The organism is Bradyrhizobium sp. CIAT3101, from assembly GCF_029714945.1.
In the GTDB taxonomy this organism is placed as follows: domain Bacteria; phylum Pseudomonadota; class Alphaproteobacteria; order Rhizobiales; family Xanthobacteraceae; genus Bradyrhizobium.
Genome location: NZ_CP121634.1, coordinates 7501518 through 7516956 on the forward strand (window position 1 = coordinate 7501518; position 15439 = coordinate 7516956).

At 64.4% G+C, this 15439-nt stretch carries 16 protein-coding genes; 3 read left to right on the top strand and 13 right to left on the bottom strand.

Features of this window, described 5'->3' with window-relative positions:
* Positions 1-11: 11 nt before the first annotated feature.
* Positions 12-377, top strand: a complete 366-nt coding sequence (locus QA645_RS35000) for a VanZ family protein (RefSeq protein WP_254129166.1) — start codon at positions 12-14, stop codon at positions 375-377.
* Between the two features lie 54 nt (positions 378-431).
* On the opposite strand, the gene QA645_RS35005 is transcribed toward QA645_RS35000, so the two are convergent.
* From QA645_RS35005 to QA645_RS35065, 13 genes are all read right to left on the bottom strand, one after another.
* Positions 432-860, bottom strand: a complete 429-nt coding sequence (locus tag QA645_RS35005; protein WP_283045758.1) for a CHRD domain-containing protein — start codon at positions 858-860, stop codon at positions 432-434.
* A 129-nt stretch (positions 861-989) separates the two neighbouring features.
* On the bottom strand, positions 990-1274 hold the full coding sequence (locus QA645_RS35010) for a hypothetical protein (RefSeq protein ID WP_283045759.1): 285 nt from the start codon (positions 1272-1274) through the stop codon (positions 990-992).
* Positions 1275-1400: 126 nt separating this feature from the next.
* Positions 1401-1847, bottom strand: coding sequence for a hypothetical protein (locus QA645_RS35015; RefSeq protein WP_283045760.1), 447 nt, complete (start codon positions 1845-1847; stop codon positions 1401-1403).
* 150 nt (positions 1848-1997) lie between these two features.
* On the bottom strand, positions 1998-3719 hold the full coding sequence (locus tag QA645_RS35020; protein WP_283045761.1) for a chemotaxis protein: 1722 nt from the start codon (positions 3717-3719) through the stop codon (positions 1998-2000).
* Between the two features lie 5 nt (positions 3720-3724).
* On the bottom strand, positions 3725-4816 hold the full coding sequence (locus QA645_RS35025) for a chemotaxis response regulator protein-glutamate methylesterase (RefSeq protein ID WP_283045762.1): 1092 nt from the start codon (positions 4814-4816) through the stop codon (positions 3725-3727).
* Positions 4817-4833: 17 nt separating this feature from the next.
* Positions 4834-5688, bottom strand: a complete 855-nt coding sequence (locus tag QA645_RS35030; protein WP_283045763.1) for a CheR family methyltransferase — start codon at positions 5686-5688, stop codon at positions 4834-4836.
* 135 nt (positions 5689-5823) lie between these two features.
* Positions 5824-7629, bottom strand: a complete 1806-nt coding sequence (locus QA645_RS35035; protein WP_283045765.1) for a methyl-accepting chemotaxis protein — start codon at positions 7627-7629, stop codon at positions 5824-5826.
* A 57-nt stretch (positions 7630-7686) separates the two neighbouring features.
* Positions 7687-8157 (bottom strand): chemotaxis protein CheW, encoded by a 471-nt coding sequence (locus tag QA645_RS35040; RefSeq protein ID WP_283045766.1) that lies wholly within the window; start codon positions 8155-8157, stop codon positions 7687-7689.
* A gap of 31 nt (positions 8158-8188) precedes the next feature.
* On the bottom strand, positions 8189-9886 hold the full coding sequence (locus QA645_RS35045; RefSeq protein ID WP_283045767.1) for a methyl-accepting chemotaxis protein: 1698 nt from the start codon (positions 9884-9886) through the stop codon (positions 8189-8191).
* Between the two features lie 39 nt (positions 9887-9925).
* Complete coding sequence (locus QA645_RS35050) at positions 9926-10387, bottom strand: chemotaxis protein CheW (RefSeq protein ID WP_283045768.1); 462 nt, start codon at positions 10385-10387, stop codon at positions 9926-9928.
* Positions 10387-12474 (bottom strand): chemotaxis protein CheA, encoded by a 2088-nt coding sequence (locus QA645_RS35055; RefSeq protein ID WP_283045769.1) that lies wholly within the window; start codon positions 12472-12474, stop codon positions 10387-10389. Before QA645_RS35055 ends, QA645_RS35050 begins: the two co-directional genes overlap by 1 nt.
* Positions 12471-12836 carry a response regulator gene (locus QA645_RS35060; protein ID WP_194477495.1) on the bottom strand — a complete coding sequence of 122 codons (366 nt, stop codon included), beginning with the start codon at positions 12834-12836 and terminating at the stop codon, positions 12471-12473. Before QA645_RS35060 ends, QA645_RS35055 begins: the two co-directional genes overlap by 4 nt.
* Positions 12836-13159 carry an STAS domain-containing protein gene (locus tag QA645_RS35065; RefSeq protein ID WP_254129155.1) on the bottom strand — a complete coding sequence of 108 codons (324 nt, stop codon included), beginning with the start codon at positions 13157-13159 and terminating at the stop codon, positions 12836-12838. The genes QA645_RS35060 and QA645_RS35065 overlap by 1 nt, the downstream gene beginning before the upstream one ends.
* Positions 13160-13444: 285 nt before the next feature.
* Here QA645_RS35065 and QA645_RS35070 point away from each other — a divergent pair, with 285 nt between their 5' ends.
* Complete coding sequence (locus QA645_RS35070) at positions 13445-14671, top strand: HD domain-containing phosphohydrolase (protein WP_283045770.1); 1227 nt, start codon at positions 13445-13447, stop codon at positions 14669-14671.
* Positions 14672-14762: 91 nt separating this feature from the next.
* A complete protein-coding gene (locus tag QA645_RS35075) occupies positions 14763-15431 on the top strand; it encodes a hypothetical protein (RefSeq protein WP_283045771.1) in 669 nt (222 codons plus the stop codon).
* Positions 15432-15439: the final 8 nt, after the last annotated feature.

Here is a 15439-nt window from a genome sequence, read left to right on the forward strand (position 1 = left end):
ATGATGCTGCAATGCGCCGAAATCATCTCATCGCAGCTGCGGCCGTCTGCCTTGCGCTGATCGTCTATGCCACGCTGGCGACGCTTGCGGGCAGGCCGGTGTTGATCGGCCATGCCGAGGCGTATTGGGTCGTCGTCATCGAGCGCTTCAGCGCCTATTGCCTGCTGGGCTTCCTGCTGTCCTTCCTGCTGCCAGGACGTTTCAGGCTGGCTTGCGCATTCGTGATCGCGGTCGCCGTCGGACTCGAGGTCCTGCAGATGCTGGTGCCGGATCGCGATCCGCGATTCATCGACGTGCTGCAAAAGTCGGCCGGCGGCATCCTCGGCGTCAGCCTCGCCCAGACCATTCTGGCTTTCCTGCCCAGACCGCCGTCCTGACGCGGGCGGCGTCGGCTCACATCGCGAACGCGATATCCAGCCCGGGCCGACAGATCATTTTGCCATCTGCCCGCGCAGCTCACCGCCTGGATTGGCCGCGGTGTGAATGTTCGCATACCATTTGCCGGCCAGGAGATCGGCAGCCTGCGTCTCGGTGAGGGTTGCGGTGCCCTGGATCGGGCTTTGCGTCGACTTGAACGGCAGTGCGATGCCGGCATTCTTGCCGGATTCGCTCGGTCCATGGAAATGCGCGCCGAGCGCCGGACCGGTCAGATTCGCGTAGGTGACCGTGTAGGTCAGAACCTTGGTATCGGTGTCGAAAGCCGCCTCGGCCTTGCCGGAGCCGGAACTCGTGTTGGGCGGCACCTCGTTGCTGCCCTTGAGGTCGGCCTGCAGTTTGACCACTTCGGCGCTGGCGGTGGTCATGAGAAGAGGCGGGAGCGCAAAAACCAACGCACCCGTCAGGTACACGGCTCTCAACATGGCAACCTCCCAGCCCGGATTCCGTTGGCTTCGACCTGTTCCGGTGTGAAACACCGGAGGTCGCACCAAATTCCGCCTGGATGATTATGCCTGATTCGAGCGGAGCCGACTGCTGCCGGAGCGGCGGACCTACGCCACGCCGCGCCTGAAGCCGTCCTGATCGGCGCCGAATCCGGCGGACATCTGCCGGTGGGTTTCGCGCAGCGCCGTGATCGCGTCATCGAGGCCGAATTCGCCCTCGCGAATGGTCTCGAAGAAGCGGGTCATCAAGCCAAAGTCCAGCTTGACGCGGGTGTTTCCATCGCGGCTCTTGCGCCGATCGAGCAACAAGTGCAGTGCCAGCACCCTGGCTTCAGAGGCCGTGCAGCCGCTGAGCGTCGCGAGTTCGTCATAAGTCATCCAGATCTGAGGCATATCCCTGTCCGCCTTTTGTTATGGGCCTCAACCTAGATTTCACATCTAAAAGCACTGTTGCCGCGGTGCGGTCTTCACGTGCTTTCGCGACAACAGCGTCAACGCAAAGCTAAGGCGCGGGATGCGTCAGGACGCCGGAGGCCTGGAGGGCGTGAATGGCGGCCGCGGCCGCGACCGGCTGTCGAGCCCCTTGGGCAACTTGTCGGGATTGAGCTTGAGGACGGCGCATTTCGCATCGGCCGGCAGCGCTTCTTCCTGGCTGTAGATCAACGTGCACTCGAACCCGACCTCGGGCGCCTCTCGCGCCGTGCCCGAGCATGTCGCCATCGCGCCGCTGCAGAGGCCGGTCAGATTGACCTCGACCTCATCAGGACCAAACACGCTCGGATTGCCCTCGGCGTGGCGCTTCACGGTCAGAACAGCCGTGAAGCGTTGCTGATCGACCTGATAGGAGCCGCCATAGGTGAAGAAGCTGTCACGGCCCGAGATTCGCCCCTCGATCAATTCAACGAGGCCGGTGCCCTGGCCACGCGGGGTTCTGAACCAGGCAGCGTATTTGCCGTCTCTCAACATGAACAACATCCGTCGCAATATTCAAACGTATTTGCGACCAACTCTGGGGCGCGACAATGGCCGATATGGCGGGTATTCCGCCACGGTTAACGCCCTGCAAAACCAAAGCGTCAAATTGCGGTGTGCCGCATGCGCGACGCCCGCGGCAACTCAAAACAATTCGATGCCATCATCCGCAGGCTCGACAGCCTCGACCCGGCGAGCGGCAGCGCTCGACGACAGCCCGAGCGCTTGCAAAAATTCCCGGTGGACGTCGCGCTCGCGCTCCATCGTGTAGCGCGCGAAGAGATCGTCGAGCAGCGCCTCGTCCTGCGGCTGCGGCCGATGCGTGCCTGCGCTTGCCGTCTCCAGGCGCGCAGCGACGGTGGGCAGCGTCGCAGAGCTCTCGCCGAGCGAGCTCATCAGCCCTTGCGCCGAATTCATCAGGCCTTCGAACTCGGCGCCTTCGTCGACGAGCCGGCTCATCAGCTTGCCGAGCCGTTCGTTGCCAGCTTCGACCTCGCGCAGCGCCTGGAGGATCTGCGGCTCCAGATTGGCGAGTTGCGTCGGATCGCCCTGGACGCGGAGCTCCTTCAACGCATTGGCGGAGCGCTCGATGCCGTCGAGCACGGGGCGCAAGCGCCCTGCGCCGGCCGACACCTGGTCTGCAGTCGCCTTGAGCTCGTTCGCGATCACGACGAAGGCGCTGCCGCGGCTGCCGAGATGGCTCGCCTTGAGACCCGCGTTCATGCCGATCAGCGTGATGTCGACCGTGGCCTCCGCCAGCCCCGCAATCGCCTGGCGGAATTTCGCCAGCGTATCCTCGACCACCGCGAGCGCCTCGTCGACCGCGCGTCCGGCGCTTTCGCACGTGCCGATCAGGGTCGAGGCCTGGGCCAGCGTCTGCTTGATGCGGGTCAGGAACGACGCGGAAGAACCGTTCTCGCCACCGAACAGCGAGCGGCCGTGACCGACGACGCCACTTGCATCGTTCAGGATCGCCGACAGCGCGCGGATGATCTGGCCGATGTCGCCGCCGAACTCGCGCTGCGCGTCCCTGAGCTGAGCCGCCTGCAGCCGGCGGATCGCATGCGCGCCGTCATCGCTCGCAACCGGTTCCGGGACGAGGCTCGGCGCGGCGTCGGATGAGAGGCGCAAGCCGTGGCAGACATGTTCGAGGCGCTGCCGCGTGCTGTCGCCGGCCTGCAGGGAAATGATCGCACCGCCGACCGCCTCGGCGATCTTCCGCGTGCTGCCGCTGGCGAGATCGGCGAGATGGCTGCTCTTGCTGCGCTGGTCGCGCAGGCCGGAATAGGCCGCACCGAGTTCGGCGCTCTCGGCGACCAGCTGATCGCCGTAACTTCTCTCGAACTCCTTCTGCCGGCCGGAGGCAGTCGCGACCGCGTCCGACAGGCGCTGCTGGTCTCGCGCGCACCCCTCGATCGAGCCCTGCACGGCCTTGCCGAGATCGTAGGCTTCCTGCGTGAAGGCGAGAAAGCCCTCGCGATCGCCATCGAGCGACGCCGCCTCGATCCGCGCGCTGCGCGCGATGATGGTGATCATCTGGATATGCTTGAACAGCGGCTTCAGCAGCGCGGATGCCTCGGTCGTGCTCTTGCCGATCATCGCCAGCAGCGCACTCTCGGCCGGCAGTGCCTGCGCCAGCTCGCTCAGCCGCGCCGCGATCTCCTGCAGCGCAGTCGCGGCACCTTCGATCTCGGCACCGGAGAGCTCTTCGGAAAGAGACGCGAGCCCCTGATTCAGCTCCTTGAAGATGATCTGGCCGCGACCGAGCTCGTGACCGACGCGCGCAAACACGTCCTCGATGCGCGACGAGACGTCTTCGACCGCGGAAATCGTATCCGTCAGCGTGTTGGCCGGAAGCACGGACATTGCGATCAACCCACCGCCGCCGCGTGCCCGGCCTGGTACCAGTGCATGATCTCGCGCGGGATATGATTCAGCGCGACCACTTTCTCGACCCCGCCATGGGCGATGGCTTCCTTGGGCATGCCGAACACGACGCAGCTCTCTTCGTCCTGCGCGCGGGTCGAGGCGCCGAGCTTGCGCATTTCCAACATGCCGCGCGCGCCGTCATCGCCCATGCCGGTCATGATGACCCCGAGCGCATTGGCGCCGGCATGCTGGGCCGCGGAGCGAAACAGCACGTCGACGGAGGGCCGATGCCGCGACACCGGCGGGCCGTCCTTGATCGCGACCTGATAGCGCAAGCCGATGCGCTGGAGCAACATGTGCCGGGCGCCCGGTGCGATATAGGCCCAGCCCGGCAGTACCGGCTCGCCATCCTCCGCCTCCTTGACGCGGATCTGGCAGACGCCGTCGAGGCGCCTGGCGAAGGCGGCCGTAAAGCCCGCCGGCATGTGCTGGACGATCAAAATCGGAGGGCAGTTCGCCGGCAGCATCTCGAGCACGTCGTTGAGCGCTTCCGTTCCCCCCGTCGAAGCGCCGATGCACACGATGCGCTCGGTTGTCGGCCGGACCTTGCCCTGCACCGGCGGCGGGATGATGGCGTCGGCCGTCAGCTTCTTCTCGATCACCCGTCGTTCCGTGCGCGGCCGCACGCGCGCACGCGCCGCCGACTTCACGGATTCGCGCAGCCGCGTCGAGCACTCCAGCAGCGCCTGCCGCGTGTCGATCTTCGGCTTGGGTACGATATCGACGGCGCCGGCCTCGAAAGCCTCGAACATCACGTTCGAGCCTTCCTCGGTGAGCGACGAGCAGATGATCACGGGGATCGGACGCTGCGCCATGATCTTGCGCAGGAACGTCATGCCGTCCATGCGCGGCATCTCGAGGTCGAGGATCATGACGTCGGGAAGTTCGTCCTGGAGACGACGGGCCGCCACGAACGGATCCGACGCCGTCGCCATCACCTCGATGTCGGGATCATCGTTGAGGATCGTTTGAAGGATTTGGCGCACCGACGCCGAATCGTCCACGATCAGTACGCGAACTTTCCCTTTCGGCATATTCGGCGGAGCTCCAATCAGACCTGAAAAATGGTGGGCTGAACCTGCTTCAAACCCGGGACGGCACTGTGAATCATGGATTCCGAATGGCCGACCAGCAAATACCCGCCCGGCCGCAGATGATTGCAAAGCTGCTCGACGACCTTACGCTGGGTCGGCTTGTCGAAATAGATCAGCACGTTGCGGCAGAAAATCACGTCGACGTCCCGGTCGACGGGATAGGACGGATCCATCAGGTTCATGCGCATGAAATGCGTCATGCGCCGCAGTTCCGGCACGACGCGCACCTCACCACGCGACTTGTCGCGCGACGACAGGAAATATCGCTTCACGAACGGCTCCGGCACCGGTGCCAGCACGTCGCGGGTGTAGATCGCGGTCTTGGCGAGGCGTAGCACCGCGGTCGAGATGTCGGTGCCGAGGATGCGATACTGAAATCGCGACCCGCTCCGCGTCATGTCGTCCAGCACCATCGCGGTGGTGTAGGCTTCCATGCCGGTAGAGCTCGCCGAGCTCCAGAGTTTCAGGTTCGCATTCTTGCGGCCGTGCGACTTGAGCAGCGCCGGGATGGCGATGTCCCGCATGAAAGTGAAGTGCTGCGGCTCGCGGAAGAAGTCGGTCTTGTTGGTCGTCACCACATCGATCAGATGGGTGAGCTCGGTGTCGAAATGATCGGCCTCGAACAGGTTGTCGACATATTCGTTCAGGTCGGAGAAGTTCAACGCGCGCACGCGCTTGTGCAGACGTCCCTCCAGCATCAGCCGCTTGCCCTGCGGCAGCTTGATGCCGACCTGGCCTTCGATCAGTTCGGCAATGGTCCGGAAATGACGGTCCGACAGGTGCACGGCCGTATCCTGCATGGCGGGCATCATGGCCGCCTGCCCCGGCCCTGACGGCCCGCATGCAATGAATGTCGGGCCAACCGGGCCATTTTGCTTCCTACGCGTCTACACAAGAGAAGAGAACAAGTCCGCCCGATCGGCGGGCGGACCTGTTCCCGGAAAATCTCAGCGCTGAAAATCGGCGTCCCGATCATCCTCACCGTCGTTCATGTCGAAAGCAAAGCCGCCACCGCCCGCCGCCTTCATGGCGCGTGCCGGCCTGGCCGGCGGCTTCTTGGCGGGGCGCTCGGCCGCTGCCATGGTCGCGGCCTTGGCGCGGAGCTGAGTGACGGCCCGGTCGATAGGTGCCGGCGCGTTGCTCTTCCCGCCATGCTCGATGCGGAAATAGGCGATCGTCGACTGCAACTGCTCGGCTTGCGAGGCGAGCTCTTCCGAGGTCGAAGACACCTGCTCGGAGGCGCTGGCGTTCTGCTGGCCGACCTTGTCGAGCTGCTGGATCGCCTGGTTGATCTGGGCCGAGCCGACGTCCTGCTCGCGGCAGGCCGCGGTGATCTCCTCGACGAGCTCTGCGGTCTTCTTGATGTCGGGGACGAGCTTGGACAGCATGGCGCCTGCTTCCTGCGCGACCTTGACGGTGTCGGCCGACAGCGTGCCGATCTCGGCCGCAGCCGCCTGGCTGCGCTCGGCGAGCTTGCGCACTTCGGAGGCGACCACCGCAAAGCCCTTGCCGTGCTCGCCGGCGCGCGCGGCCTCGACCGCGGCGTTGAGCGCGAGCAGATCGGTCTGGCGTGCGATCTCCTGCACGATGGTGATCTTCTCGGCGATGGTCTGCATCGCGTTGACAGCACGGCCCACCGCAGCACCGCTGGCTTCGGCGTCCTTGGCCGACTGCGCAGCGATTTTCTCGGTCTGGTTGGCGTTGTCCGCGTTCTGCTTCACGTTCGAAGCCATCTCTTCCATCGAAGACGAAGCCTCCTCGGCAGACGAGGCCTGCTCTGTCGCGCCCTGCGAAAGCTGCTCGGCGCTGGCCGAGAGCTCCTGGCTGCCGGCCGAGACGTTCTGCGCCGCGGTCAGAGCTTCCGAGACGATCTGACGGAGCTTCTCCACCATCCGTTCGAGCGCGAGGCCGAGCGTATCCTTGTCCGACAGCGCCTTGGCTTCGACGGTGAGGTCGCCCTGCGCAATCTGGTTGGCAAGGGCCGCGGTGGCGTTCAGGTTCACCGTCATCGCATTCAGCGACTTGATGAGATCGCCGATCTCGTCATTGCTCGAAGACTCGATCTTCTGGCTCAGATCACCGATCGCGACCGCGTCGGCGAGGCCGACGGCCTGCGCCAGCGCACGGCTGATATTGAGCGCGATCCAGGTCGCCGCGACGACGGCGATCAGGAGCGAGGCAATCACCAGGCTGATCAGCAGCATCTCGGCGCGGGCGCCGTCCTGCTTGGACTGCTCGGCCTGCTCCGCCATGTTCTTCTTGACGTTCTTGATGTAGCCGTCAGCTGCCTCCAACGCGTCCGCGACGACCTTGCGGCCGTCATGCATGGAGCGGTCGAGCGCCTTCGGCTTGTCGGTCTTCGCAAGCTTGACGGTCTCGTCCTGATAGGCATTCAGCTTGGCGAACGCGACGGAGAAATTCTCCATCAGCTTCTTGCCGCTTTCGCTGGCCGCGGCGGTGATCTCGTCCTTGGACTTGGTCAGCGCTTCGCGGTTCTTGGCGAGGTCGGCTTGAAACTGATCATATTCGGCATCGCTTGCCGCGAGGATCGAGTTCTTCTCGGCGCGCACCAGGAACAGCACGCCTTCCTTGAGCTCGGCGGCCTTTTCCATCCGGCCCGCGCGGCCGACCAGCTGCTCGGTGGTACCGACCATATCCGACAGCTTCAAATACCCGACCGCACCGGCGATCATGGACAGCAGGATGACGACGCCGAAGGCACTGGCAAGCTTGGCTTTGACGGTGAATCTCATGATGTATCTCGTAGTTCTGGATTAATGTTGCTTACGCTTGCTGCACAAAATCTAGGATCAGGCGGCGCGAGGCGCCTCGCCCGGTAGCTCGTCATTTGCCATCAGCTTGGCGAGATCGAAGATGACGACGAATTTCTCGCCTTTGCGGCCGATGCCGGCGGCATAGTCGGACTGCCATTTGCCGCCCACCTCGGGGATCGGCTCGATCGCCTGCTCGTCGATGTCGGTGACCTCGAACACGCAGTCCGCGACGAATCCGACGCCGACCAGGCGCTCCTTCATCGGCACATCGAGGATGATGATGCGGGTCGCCTCGGTCGCTGCCACGGCCGGGAGGCCGAGCTTGGTGCGGAGATCCACGATCGGATAGCCGGCGCCACGCACGTCGATCATGCCAAGCAGAAAACTCGGCGCATGCGGCAGACGCGAGATCGGCCGCATGTCGAGGATTTCGCGCACGTTGCGGATCGAGATGCCGAACGTCTCGCCGGCGAGCCCGAGCGTCAGATATTGCGAGGTTGCGGCCATGCTCAAGTCCAGGGTCAGATGGTTCTAATTGTCAGCGCTGAAACTCGGCGTCGCGATCGTCTTCGCCGTCATGCATGTCGAAGGCGAAACCGCCGCCATTGGCGACCTTCATCGCGCGCGCCGGCTTGCGCGTGGGCACAGGCTTCTTTGCGCCACGATCCGCCGCCTGCATCTGCCCTGCCTTGCTGCGGAGCTGGGTCACGGCACGGTCGATCGGCGCGGACGAAGCGCTCTCGCCACGACCGGCCTGCTCGATGCGGAAGAACGAGATGGTCGACTGCAGCTGCTCGGCCTGCGAGGCGAGCTCTTCCGAGGTCGAGGACACCTGTTCGGAGGCGCTGGCGTTCTGCTGGCCGACCTTGTCGAGCTGCTGGATGGCCTGGTTGATCTGCGAGGAACCGACATCCTGCTCGCGGCAGGCGGCGGTAATCTCCTGCACCAGCTCGGCGGTCTTCTTGATGTCGGGCACCAGCTTCGACAGCATCTCTCCGGCTTCCTGCGCAACCTTCACGGTCTCGCTCGACAGCGTGCCGATGTCGGCCGCGGCCGCCTGGCTGCGCTCGGCGAGCTTGCGCACTTCGGAGGCAACCACCGCAAAACCCTTGCCGTGCTCGCCTGCGCGGGCGGCTTCGACCGCGGCATTCAGGGCGAGCAGGTCGGTCTGACGCGCAATCTCCTGCACGATGGTGATCTTCTCGGCGATGGTCTGCATCGCCTGGACGGCGCGGCCGACAGCGACGCCGCTGGCCTCGGCATCCTTGGCCGACTGCGCCGCGATCTTCTCGGTCTGGTTGGCGTTGTCGGCGTTCTGCTTCACGTTCGAGGCCATCTCTTCCATCGAGGAAGAAGCCTCCTCGGCGGACGACGCCTGCTCGGTCGCGCCCTGCGAGAGCTGCTCGGCGCTGGCCGAGAGCTCCTGGCTGCCGGCAGAGACGTTCTGCGCGGCAGTGAGCGCCTCGTGGACGATCTGGCGAAGCTTTTCGACCATCACGTTCAGCGACTTGGTGAGATCGCCGATCTCATCATTGCTGGAGATCTTGATCATCTGACTGAGGTCGCCGTCGGCAACCGAGCCGGCGAGACCCACCGCACGGCCGAGGCCGCGGGCGATGCTGAGCGAAATCCAGATCGCGGCAATCAGGCCGATGATGAGCGACGCCAGCACGGCCGAAGTCAGCAGGAACTGGGCGCGATTGCCGTCCTCATGGGCCTGGGCCGCCTGATCGGCCATGTTCTTCTTGACGTTGGAGATGTAGGCACTGGCGGCTTCCATCGCCTCGCCAACCGCCTTGCGGACGTCGGTCATCGAGCGCTCGGCGGCCTTGGCCTTGTCGGTCCGCGCGATCTTGAGAGCTTCGTCCTGAAGCGCATTCATCCGCGCGTAGGCGGCACCGAAGACATCGAGGAGCTTCTTCCCTTCGGGAGAGGCCGCCGCCTGGATCTCGTCCTTGAACTTCAGGAGTGCCTCACGCTGCTTGGCGATCTCGGCCTGGAAACGGTCCGCGTCGCTCTCCGCGGCCATGATAAGATTCTTCTCGGCACGGACCTGCAGCAAGATCCCCTTCTCGAGCTCGGCGGCCCGCTCCATCCGATTGGCGCGCGACACCAGGCTGTCAGCGGTCTCGATCATCTCGGTCAGCTTGACATAAGCGAGACCGCCCGCCGCCATCGACAGCAACAGAACCACGCCGAATGCGCTGGCAAGCTTTGCCTTGACCGTAAATCTCATATCCAGCCCCTAACCCCAGTCTCGCCCCGAGACGTCGTTTCAATTCAGAATGCGTTCCATGTTGGGAACGATGACGAACTCTTCACGCCATTTCGCGATGAAGCGAATGAACTCCGGCTTCCAGTGCATGCCGACGCGCGGCGTTTGCTGCACGTCGGTATGCGAGATCTCCGTAACCTCGTAGACCTTGTCGGCGGTAACGCCGACCAGCACCGGTTCGTTGTCCAGCTCTATCTCGATAACGACGATGCGCGTATCCGCGGAGTCTTCCGGCTGCGGCATGCCGAAGCGGATGCGCAAATCCGCGAGCGGAATGACATTGCCGCGCACGTTGATCACGCTGGGAACGAAGGCCCGCGCGCCGGCCACCTTGGTCACGGGCACGGGATCGATGATTTCGCGCACGAGGCCGGCGTCGAGCGCGAATTTCTCGTCGCCGAGCCCGATCATCACGACCTGCATCGCGCCGGCCTGATGTTCTCCCGCCAATCCGTCGCTCATCACGCCGCCTCGCTGATATGCTGTTTCTCGACCTTCGACTGCGCCAGCGCGACGAGCTGGGCGACGTCGAGGATCAGCGCCGCCGTGCCGTCGCCCAGGATGGTCGCGCCGGAGAAGATCGTGACGTCCGAATGCAGCTTGGAGAGCGACTTGATCACGGTCTGGTGGTTTCCGATGATCTGGTCGGCGACGAGGCCGACGTGAGTCTCGCCGGTCGAAATGATGATCGTCTTCTGGTGCCGATCAGGCGTGCCCGACGACGACATGATCTCGCGCAGGCGAAGGAAAGGCACGAGGTTGCCGCGCACGTTGAGGAAGTTGCGTCCGCGGGAGCGTTCGTCCTCGGCGGTCAGCTCGATGCATTCCTCAACGGCCGACAGCGGAATGATGTAGCGGCCTTCACCGACGCGGATCAAAAGACCCTCGATGATCGCCAGCGTCAGCGGCAGACGCAGCGTCACCGTGGTGCCCTGGCCCGGTCGGGTCGACAGGTCGATCGAGCCGCGCATGTTCTCGATGGTGCGCTTGACCACATCCATGCCGACGCCGCGGCCGGACAGCGCGGAAATGGTCTGCGCGGTCGAAAAACCCGGATGGAACAGGAATTGATGGATCTCGTGATCGGAGAGCACCGCACCGGCCGCGATCAGGCCCTGTTCTTCGGCCTTGGCGCGGATGCGGGCGGTGTTGAGGCCGCCGCCATGGTCCTTGACGGTGACGAGCACCTGCGCGCCGGAATGCACGGCCGCGAGCTCGATGCGGCCCTGCTCGGTCTTGCCATTGGCGCTGCGGGTCGCGGTGTCCTCGATGCCATGGTCGATGGCGTTGCGGATCAGGTGTACCAGCGGATCGGCCAGGCACTCGATCATGGTCTTGTCGAGCTCGGTATCCTCGCCAGTGGTGACGAACTCGACCGGCTTCGACAGGTCGCGCGACAGGTCGTGGATGAGGCGGCGGAAGCGGCCGAACAGCGAGCCGATCGGCACCATGCGCGCGCCCATCGTCGTATCGCGCAGGGATGAAGCCAGGCGCTCGATCTCCTCGGCGATCATCTTGATCGAGAGATCGGAACCGGAGGCGGCGAGCTGGGTCAGCCGGGCCTGGGCGATGACGAGCTCGCCGACGCGGTCCATCAGCTCATCGAGGCGCTCGGCCTGAACCCGGACGGTGGCGATGCCACGATCGTCGCGCTTGGCTTCGGCCTTCGATTCCGGCTTCGCGTCGACCTTAACTTCGGGCTTCGAGTCCGCCTTTGCGACGGGCTGAGCGGCGACGGGTGCAGTGACAACCTCACCGACCGGGGCAGCCATCTCGACCATCGGAGCCGGCTCCTCGTCGAGGAGCTGGAACAGCGGCATCGGCGCAGGCGCCTCGACATGTTCCAGCGGCGAGAGCGTCAGCTTCATCTCGTCCGAGACGAACATGAAGACGTCGTCGATCGCATCCTTGTCGCAGGCGGCGTGCAGCTTGACGTCCCACTTCAGATAGCAATCTTCCGGCTCCATCTCGTCGAGGAACGGGATGCCGTCGGTCACGGGAACGACAAAGCAGGGACCGAGCTTGCAGAGATCCTCCAGCAGATCGAGCGGGTTCGAGCCGTTGCGCAGGATGTGGGATTCGAATTCCAGGTAAAGGTGCCAGCCGGCCTGCTTGCTCTCGACGGGCGCGAGCGGCGGAGCTTCCGCGATCTCGGCGACCGGAGCGGCAGGCTGGTCCGACGAGACGAAGCGTTTGAGGTCGTCGAGGATGGCTTCGCCGATGATGTCGTCGGTCGACTGCGGATCCTCGATCAGCGCGCGGATATAGTCCTTGGCGGCCAGCGCGACCGAGATCAGCTCCTGGGTCGGCTTGATCTCGCCCTTGCGGACGCGGTCGAAGGCGGTCTCGAATTCGTGGGCGAAGGAGGCGACCTTGTCGAAGCCGAACATCGCACCCGAGCCCTTGATCGTGTGCAGGGCACGGAAGGCGGAATCGACCAGCTCGCGGTCGTCGGGACGCTGGCCGAGGTCGAGCAAGGCCCCTTCCAGGACCTCGAACAGCTCGCTGGCTTCCTGGCGAAAGACCTCGGTCGGGTCCATCGCGTTCATGCGCGCACCAGCTTTGCGACCACGGCGAGCAGCTGCTCGGGCTTGAAGGGTTTGGTGATCCAGCCGGTGGCGCCGGCGCTCTTGGCTTCCTGCTTCACCGCGTCATTGGATTCGGTGGTCAGGAACACGATTGGCATGCCGACAGCGCTCGGCAGCTTGCGCAGCGCCTTGATCAGCTCCAGCCCGTTCATGACAGGCATATTAAGGTCGGTGATGACGAGATCGAGCTTGCCGGCCTGCGCCTTGGCGAGGCCCTGCGCACCATCGCCGGCCTCGATCACGCTATGACCGGCCGGCTCGAGCACGACCTTGATCATCTGCCGGATGCTGGGCGAATCGTCGACGGTCAGAATCGTGGCCATTAGGCGCCATCTTTCTTTTGCGGGAAGTGCTGATCGATCATCGCCTCGCTGGCGAAGCCGGCGCGGCGAAGGGTGTTGCGCAGAGACTGGGAGAAAGACGTCAGGACCACCGGGCGGCCTTGGGCATCACCGGTCTTGGCAGCCGACAGCAGAAGCTGGATCGAGGTCACGTCGGCCTTGTCGACGCTGGAGCAATCAATCTCGAGCCGGTCCTGCCGGCCGAACGCTTCGCGGATCAGGTCATAGACACTGCGGATCGCAGCGATGCTGCAATCTGCAGGCAGCCGTAGGGACCACTTCGGCTCAGTGACATCAGACGACATTCGTCCCCCAAATTCATGGGATTCACTGCACGCATCGCGCGAATCCCGCACGATGACTATTCGCGTTGGAGAGTATGCAAACCCCTAATGGAATCCTCCGTACAACTACGGGTCACATTCCCAGAAACTTCGCGTGTGCATGCATGCGTGCATAGCCGGCGCAAATCTCATGCGCTGCGCGCAACGTTGAGGCAGTTTGACGCGGCATGGACGTTTGCTCCGCGTTAAATCGCGCGAGCTATCTGTTGAGGTCACGCCTCGCCATCCGAACGAGTCGGGCCGCCGATGCTGACCCAAGCGCTTCTGGTTGACGACAGCCGCTCTGTCCTCAATTTCCTGAAACGTCATATCGAAGCGGAAGGCCTCGTCGAGGCCACCACCTTCCTCGATCCCGTCGAGGCGCTGGCTTGCGCGCGCGAGCGGGTCTTCGATCTCGTGCTGGTCGATTACGAAATGCCGCACATGGACGGCATCAGCTTCATCCGCACGCTTCGTACGCTGCCGGGATGCACCGACATTCCGATCGCGATGATCACGTCGCGGCAGACCGACGACATCAAAATGGAAGCGCTGCAGGCAGGTGCAACCGATTTCCTGCCCAAGGCACCACAGAGCGTCGAGATGACGGTGCGGCTGCGGAATTTAATTCAGCTTGGTGCAGCCGTACGCAAGCTCAACGATCGCGCTGCCCATCTGGCGAGCGAAGTCGCCGCCGCAACGCGCAAGCTCGGCGAGCGCGAGGAGGAGATCATCCTGCGGCTCGCCCTCGCGGTCGAGTACCGCGACAACGACACCGGCGAGCACACGCTGCGGGTCGCGCGCTACAGCCGGATCATCGCCGAGCAACTCGGGCTCCCGCCCCGCCTCTGCCGCGACATCTATCTCGCCGCCCCACTGCACGACGTCGGCAAGGTCGCGATTCCCGACAACATCCTGCTCAAGCCCGGCCGGCTGACCGACGACGAGATGGCGGTGATCCGCACCCACGCCACGATCGGCGAGAAGATTTTGGCCGACTCCAGCTGCGAGCTGATCCAGCTCGGTGCGCAAATTGCCGCAGGCCATCATGAGCGATGGGATGGCGCCGGCTATCCGAACGGCCTCAGGGCGGACGAAATCCCGGTCGCTGCACGCGTGGTCGCGGTCGCCGACGTCTTCGACGCCCTGACGACGCGGCGCCCATATAAAGAGCCGATGCCGCTGGACGTGGCGCGTGACTATTTGGTCGAGAACCAGGGACGGCAGTTCGACCCGGCCTGCGTCGAGGCCTTCCTGTCGCGCTGGGATGAGGTGGTGGCGATCGCCGCCGGGCCGACGCCGCTGCCGAAATCCGAGGCCACCCTCGCACCCTTTATATTAGGGGCGACCGGGAGCCGCCCGGAGCTGGACCGCATGGGCGGGGCCACCGCGGGGGCTGACATTGCACCAACAGTAACGGTTTGCCGCGGCGCCGTTTTCTGCCATCACCGGTTTGAACCTGTTCCTGCTAGGGTGCACCAATACCAAGAGTGATTCTGATCACACTTGCCTGGGCGATCCACTGCTAGGCTCCCGCCGGGACGTGGATCAGTCGGGTATATCGTTCGAACTGGATGAGAAAGTCATGAGAAGCCTGATCGGCGCAATCGCCGGCGTGTTTTGCCTCGCGGGTCCGGCCATTGCCGAGACGCCCGCCGCCATCGTCGAGGACGTGCAAGGCAAGGTCGACGGCATCGAGTTCATGGACTACGTGGCGCCCGGCAAGATCATCAAGCTCGGCCCCAAGGCTGGCGTCACGCTCAGCTATTTGAAATCCTGCCTGCGCGAGACCATCACCGAGGGCGTCGTGCTGGTCGGCGCGGAGCAGAGCACCGTGCAGCTCGGCAACGTCGAGCGCGTCAAGGTGCCGTGCGATGCCAACGCCGTGCAGCTCTCCGAGCGCGAGGCCAACCAGAGCGCGGCGACCACGTTCCGCAGCATGCGCGCCGACGCCAATAGCTCACCGGCCAAGCTGCCGACGATCTACGGCACAGCCCCGCTGATTCAGGCCAAGAGCGGCAGCACGCTGGTGATCGAGCGCACCGACGGCAAGGAGCCCACGATCAACCTCCCGCTCAAGAGCGACATCATGGTCGCCGGAAAATTCTATGACCTCTCGAAAGCCGGCAAGTCGCTGACCCCGGGCGGCAGCTATCTCGCGAAGCTCGGCACCAAGCGCTACACGTTCCAGGTCGACGCCAGCGCGACCGCGTCGCCGACGCCGATCGTCGGCCGTCTGCTGCGGCTCGAATAGACGTCCGC

Coding starts and splice junctions, on each gene's coding strand:
- QA645_RS35000 (WP_254129166.1), top strand. CDS start 12: ATGCGCCGAAATCATCTCATCGCAGCTGCGGCCGTCTGCCTTGCGCTG.
- QA645_RS35005 (WP_283045758.1), bottom strand. CDS start 860: ATGTTGAGAGCCGTGTACCTGACGGGTGCGTTGGTTTTTGCGCTCCCG.
- QA645_RS35010 (WP_283045759.1), bottom strand. CDS start 1,274: ATGCCTCAGATCTGGATGACTTATGACGAACTCGCGACGCTCAGCGGC.
- QA645_RS35015 (WP_283045760.1), bottom strand. CDS start 1,847: ATGTTGAGAGACGGCAAATACGCTGCCTGGTTCAGAACCCCGCGTGGC.
- QA645_RS35020 (WP_283045761.1), bottom strand. CDS start 3,719: ATGTCCGTGCTTCCGGCCAACACGCTGACGGATACGATTTCCGCGGTC.
- QA645_RS35025 (WP_283045762.1), bottom strand. CDS start 4,816: ATGCCGAAAGGGAAAGTTCGCGTACTGATCGTGGACGATTCGGCGTCG.
- QA645_RS35030 (WP_283045763.1), bottom strand. CDS start 5,688: ATGATGCCCGCCATGCAGGATACGGCCGTGCACCTGTCGGACCGTCAT.
- QA645_RS35035 (WP_283045765.1), bottom strand. CDS start 7,629: ATGAGATTCACCGTCAAAGCCAAGCTTGCCAGTGCCTTCGGCGTCGTC.
- QA645_RS35040 (WP_283045766.1), bottom strand. CDS start 8,157: ATGGCCGCAACCTCGCAATATCTGACGCTCGGGCTCGCCGGCGAGACG.
- QA645_RS35045 (WP_283045767.1), bottom strand. CDS start 9,886: ATGAGATTTACGGTCAAGGCAAAGCTTGCCAGCGCATTCGGCGTGGTT.
- QA645_RS35050 (WP_283045768.1), bottom strand. CDS start 10,387: ATGAGCGACGGATTGGCGGGAGAACATCAGGCCGGCGCGATGCAGGTC.
- QA645_RS35055 (WP_283045769.1), bottom strand. CDS start 12,474: ATGAACGCGATGGACCCGACCGAGGTCTTTCGCCAGGAAGCCAGCGAG.
- QA645_RS35060 (WP_194477495.1), bottom strand. CDS start 12,836: ATGGCCACGATTCTGACCGTCGACGATTCGCCCAGCATCCGGCAGATG.
- QA645_RS35065 (WP_254129155.1), bottom strand. CDS start 13,159: ATGTCGTCTGATGTCACTGAGCCGAAGTGGTCCCTACGGCTGCCTGCA.
- QA645_RS35070 (WP_283045770.1), top strand. CDS start 13,445: ATGCTGACCCAAGCGCTTCTGGTTGACGACAGCCGCTCTGTCCTCAAT.
- QA645_RS35075 (WP_283045771.1), top strand. CDS start 14,763: ATGAGAAGCCTGATCGGCGCAATCGCCGGCGTGTTTTGCCTCGCGGGT.